Annotated in this window: 3 protein-coding genes; 2 read left to right on the top strand and 1 reads right to left on the bottom strand. The window is 45.4% G+C overall.

Annotated elements, in window-relative coordinates:
- Nucleotides 1-388: 388 nt before the first annotated feature.
- The gene (locus ABGY95_RS09295) at nucleotides 389-1,459 is read left to right on the top strand and encodes a hypothetical protein (protein ID WP_347441400.1); all 1,071 of its coding nucleotides are present in this window, start codon (nucleotides 389-391) and stop codon (nucleotides 1,457-1,459) included.
- Between the two features lie 201 nt (nucleotides 1,460-1,660).
- Here the strand turns inward: ABGY95_RS09295 and ABGY95_RS09300 are convergent, their stop codons facing one another.
- Nucleotides 1,661-3,664, bottom strand: coding sequence for a hypothetical protein (locus tag ABGY95_RS09300; RefSeq protein WP_347441401.1), 2,004 nt, complete (start codon nucleotides 3,662-3,664; stop codon nucleotides 1,661-1,663).
- Between the two features lie 435 nt (nucleotides 3,665-4,099).
- Here ABGY95_RS09300 and ABGY95_RS09305 point away from each other — a divergent pair, with 435 nt between their 5' ends.
- Nucleotides 4,100-4,684 (top strand): hypothetical protein, encoded by a 585-nt coding sequence (locus ABGY95_RS09305; protein WP_347441402.1) that lies wholly within the window; start codon nucleotides 4,100-4,102, stop codon nucleotides 4,682-4,684.
- Nucleotides 4,685-4,895: the final 211 nt, after the last annotated feature.

Here is a 4,895-nt window from a genome sequence, read left to right on the forward strand (position 1 = left end):
TAACCAAGTGGTTTTTGTTTTTTAGCAGCAAGGAGCCATAGGCGGCTGGGGGCCGAAAGGTCGCAGGTTCAAGTCCTGTCGCCCCGACTCTTCATTTAGTTCTTGTATATCAGGTGCTAGATGTATTGGGTTCGCATACTTTGCCGGATTTTTCCTGCCCAAATTTCCAGCAAAAAATGTCCCAAAACCTACTTAGTCTAATTTCATTCCTGTTTTATCTGTCTGTGTTGTTCTCATTTATGCGAGGCTTACAGCGTGTTAGGGTGGGTGGATTTCAACAGAGATAAAAATCGTTTCTGACCGAAAGCCTCTCAGTTGTAATTGTTTGGAAGTGTTGGTTGATGGACTACGTAATTCGCAGCGGACCGCAGGTTAAAGAGTTTCTGCCATGCGTTTGTTAATGGTTGCCGGTTTAGTTCTTTGTTGTGGCTGTTCTCAGGGTTTTAAAGAACCGACAGAATCGATTGAATCTTTAACTGCTTCCCAAGCAAGCGCTGGGATATCGCGTTATAGAGGCTACAGCTTGAAGCTTTCTGGCCTGACGTCGATCGATAAATATGTTGCTCGGCAGTTGGCGAAGTCGCGTTCACAGGAACTATTCCTTGACGGTTTGACTTCGATTGATCAAGACACCGCAAAGGAATTGGCAAAGTATAAATCTAATCCAAAAAATTTTGTGTGTCATGATTTTTTGTATCTTGATGGCCTTGCCTCGATTGATATTCATGTCGCACGTGAGCTAGGGCGTCTCAGAGCGAGGCTGTCTCTTAACGGACTAACTTCAATTACTGCGGAAGTGGCGAGACAATTGGCAAATATTAGAGGCAATAGATTATGCCTTCGAGGCTTGACTTCAATCGATGAAGAAGTAGCTGCCGCTTTAGCAAGTTTTAGTCCTAGAAGGTTTGGGGGGGCGCGAGATACTCCCATTTTGGACCTGCGGGGTCTGATTTCGATAGACAATTCAACCGCGAAAGAATTGAAGAATTTTAGAGGAACTCTAATCCTTGCTGGCCTGGCTTCCATAGATAAAAACGTGGCTCGTGAACTTCGGTGGTTTCAAGGTGTGACGCTCAATCTTGATGGCCTAACGACAGTCGACAAAGACGTTGCTCAGGAGTTGTCCCACGTCAGCGGCGCAGTGTCATTCGAAAGGCTCACGTGGATCGATAAAGATTTAGCAAAGAAATTAGTCGCTTCGCAAAAAACAGGGATTTCCCTGAATAGAGTGACGTCTATTGAACGGGACGTGGCTCAAGAATTGGCAAAATTTGTAGGAGAATATATGCAGCTTCGCGGCCTAACGACAATCGACGTGAACGTTGCGCAGCACTTTACAAAGTTTCAGGGAGCGGTCTTGGATCTCAGTGGGCTGACTTCAATCGATGAAGAAGTCCATGAAATCTTGAATTCAAAACCTTTTATAAGGTTGCCTGAAAAGTATCGTGACAGAAAATGACTTCCTTGACCTCTGGTATTTGGGTTAATAGATTGGGGGCTTTCTTTGCAGAAATTACGGCCCTGAACATAGTCATCGTATTCTACGTTTTAAAGATCCGCGGTATGGTGGGCATTTGAGACTGTTTACCAAGGCAGTTTAGCAATCAGAATTTTGCGTGTGAGACAGAGCGTTTTGGGTTTTGATTAGCCTGAACGCATCTCACTTTTCTTCTCTTACCTCCGCGTACTTTAATTCTAATATTCGTGCCGTGAGTTCTTTAATTGCAAAGTTGCTTTCGATGATAGGCGGATTCAACCCAGGAGAGTCTGACGAACGGTATGGTTGCCAAACTGAGATTATTGCTGGCGCAGTAGTTCCAATGTTATCCAGCACAGCAAATCCATCACCTATTCGTTGGTAAAGGTCATCGTACTCATTGCCATCCTGCAGACGCTTCTCAAATTGATAGGAAACCTGAAATAGGCCAGCCTCATCAAGCAGTACGAAAGCTGAATCTGTTGGCATCGAGTAATAGCTCCTAGAATCACCTCCCCAGTAGTCAGCAAGGGCATCGTATTCTTCAATCATGGCTGTTAATTTTCTTTTTTCATTCGCATATCTACGCTCCGCCCGTGTGGTGTCGTAGCCCTCTATATTTTTATGTCTATTCAACTCTTTCTTGCTCCACTCAATATTTTCTCGTGCTACACCAGAAGCCATTCGAAAGTACGCTTCAACCAATGCATGGCTCATTTGACTTGATCCGTAGCCGTACCCAACTATCTGCGGCGATTCATTGAAGATTTCTCTTGCTGCACCGGTCATATGAACCGTTGGACTCAATAAAATACACCGCCTATGTTCAGCAAGAGCTTTTGCTACACGCGTATTCGTAATGTTGAGTAAGCCTGTTAGATGAAGTAATCCGGTGTGTTGACTTAGAGCTTCAGCAGTCTCTGCATTGATCTCCTCGATTCCGGATAGATTAAGTGTTCCTTCATGCGTTGCGAGTATTTTCGCTAGTGGTGGGGTGAGGGATTTCAGGCCGTTGAGCAGTAAGACAGTTTTCCGTTTGACGATCTCAGCGGCAGCCTCCTCGCTTATTGTTTGTAGGCTGTCGAATAGCATTGGGCCAAGTGCGCTATCGGGCTCATTGGGGGGCCAGAGTGCCCAGCTGTCCGCTAATTTTGCAGCCAACTGTCCATCTTGAAGGTCCTGTAAATGATCCATAAAAAGTTTATCACCTTGATGCGTCGCTAACAACGCAGCCAGGTTAGGTGGCAAAGTGGTGATGCCGTTTAGACATAACATTCCTTTATGCCGTGATAACGATTCAGCGACTTGGTACGTCAGCGTAGTGAGGCCACTGAGAGATAAATAACCTTCATGCCGCGATAGTTCTAACGAGACTACTGGTGACAGTGTAGTGAGGCCCTCCAGAGATAATTCTCCTTCATATTGTGCTAACGAAGAAGCCACTTCTTGTGAGATTCTAATTAGGCCATCCAAAGAAAGGCTTCGAGTTTTTTGTTCTGCAAGTTTTTCTGCAAGTAGAATACTTGTTATTTCCGTCAGGCCATTCAGGGATAAAGTGCCTTCATGCCGTGCTAGAATAGTAGCCACATCTGGTGGAAGCGCCGTGAGTCCATTCAGATATAAAGTGCCTTCATGTCGGGCTAGCTCTACAGCCACTTCTGCTGAAAGTTTCCTCAGGCCACTTAAATCAAGGTTATGATCATTTTGCTTTACAAGTTTCTCTGCAAGTAAAACGCTAACTATTTCGGTTAGTCCATCAAGAGATAAACTGCTGCTATGTTGAGCCAGCGCATCAGCCACATTTGGTGCCAGGGTAGTGAGACCATCAAGGCTTAAAAAGTTTTTCCCTCTAGCCAGAGCTTGAGCGGTATCTGGTGTGAGATTGGTGAGACCATCCAGAGATACTGGGCCGTTATGTTGTGCCAGAGCATCAGCAATATCTGGCGGCAGGTTCGTGAGGCCATCAAGGATGAGAAATCCTTCATGTTGTGCTAACGCCTCAGCCTGACTGCGAGTTAAGGTTGTTAAGCCATTAAGTGAAAGTTCATCGCCTTGATATTGCCGAACTAACTTTTCAGCTTTCCACACCATCAGTGATGAAATCGTATTGGTGTCCTCTGTCAGGTCGTCACTACAACCGCTGGTGAAGCACCATAAAACCAATACGATAAAGGTTCCCAAACGCATAACACGGCTCCCTTCCGGAAGAGTTATATTACACCCCAGATGGGGGAAGCAAAGCGGCGTTGTTCGGGTTCTAGAATGAAACAATTGTGCGGCGGCTCATCACACATTTTTGGGTTAGCGAGGCAGAAGGTAAGTACGTCGGATAGCTATCCGAGTTGGGGCGATGGAATTTCTGCCGTTATGAGAACCGGATGGTGCCGTAATCTTCATTCAGACTACCGGTCGTTGACAAGGGTGGGTGTACCACCCACAATGACTACATGTAGGTCGGTGTTGCCGGGAAGTTTATGCGATAAGACCAAATTTGCGGCAGAGTTTTGCCGTATGAACGTCTTCGTTCACTACTCCCTGATCTACGGTTTTTGAAAGGCTAGCAGAGTCGTTCAATTTCTTGTTTTGACTGACACTTAACTCACTGAGATACGGGGTATAAGCATGGGCGGACAAGCGATTATTCGTTCAGTGCAAATAAAAAACAAACTTCTGGGTGGTGTGGTGCTTCATTTTGCGTGCCCATCTTGTAAAGAACAGTTGGGAACAAGTGAGGCCGATGTACTCGCCGGAGAGACATGTCCAAATTGTTTAACAAAGCTTACTTTTGATAAGGCCCTTACTCATCAAATCCGAGAGCGGATTCTCGAAAAGGAAAGTTTGCAGAAATCAAAAGCACGAGATAAGGCGGCGTTGGTTGACGCCCGGCCACAGAAAAAAAAACAGCAGGTAGATCATCCGCAACATGAAAGAGTGGTCATTGAGGAAAAAAGAAAACAAATAAAAAGCGATCAGGATTGGAAGAGAATTGAACGTGCGCAAAAGAAAAATCAGCCAACATTGCTCCAGCGATTAGTTTTTACGCTCGGCATGCTTATGGTGACAATCTCTTTTTTTATGCCATTGTTTGGGCAAATGATTCTTATTGCCGGGGGGTTGCTTATGGTGTGTAGTTTACTCTCAGAGATTGCTACCCACTTGGTTCGGCTAAAAATTGCACTCCAAGAAATCAATGCTGGTGCGGAGTGAAACAAAAATTTGTTTTTTTCGAATGCCTGGAAATCCATCTCTAAATCGAAAACGGCACAGCAACACCTTGCCTGCTGCTGTGCCGAATCAGGGGCACTCTCAAACAAACGACGAGTTCATTCGAGAGACTCCTACAAAATACGAAAGAGTTGTGCGAGAGTTCTCGGAATAATTCATTTGTCCACAACGCGAAGCATCCTGTCTTGCCGCC

It is taken from the genome of Rubritalea sp. (assembly GCF_039830215.1).
GTDB lineage: Bacteria > Verrucomicrobiota > Verrucomicrobiia > Verrucomicrobiales > Akkermansiaceae > Rubritalea.

What these genes read in the sequence shown, in the direction of transcription:
- ABGY95_RS09295 (WP_347441400.1), top strand. Translation starts at nt 389, where the DNA reads ATGCGTTTGTTAATGGTTGCCGGTTTAGTTCTTTGTTGTGGCTGTTCT.
- ABGY95_RS09300 (WP_347441401.1), bottom strand. Translation starts at nt 3,664, where the DNA reads ATGCGTTTGGGAACCTTTATCGTATTGGTTTTATGGTGCTTCACCAGC.
- ABGY95_RS09305 (WP_347441402.1), top strand. Translation starts at nt 4,100, where the DNA reads ATGGGCGGACAAGCGATTATTCGTTCAGTGCAAATAAAAAACAAACTT.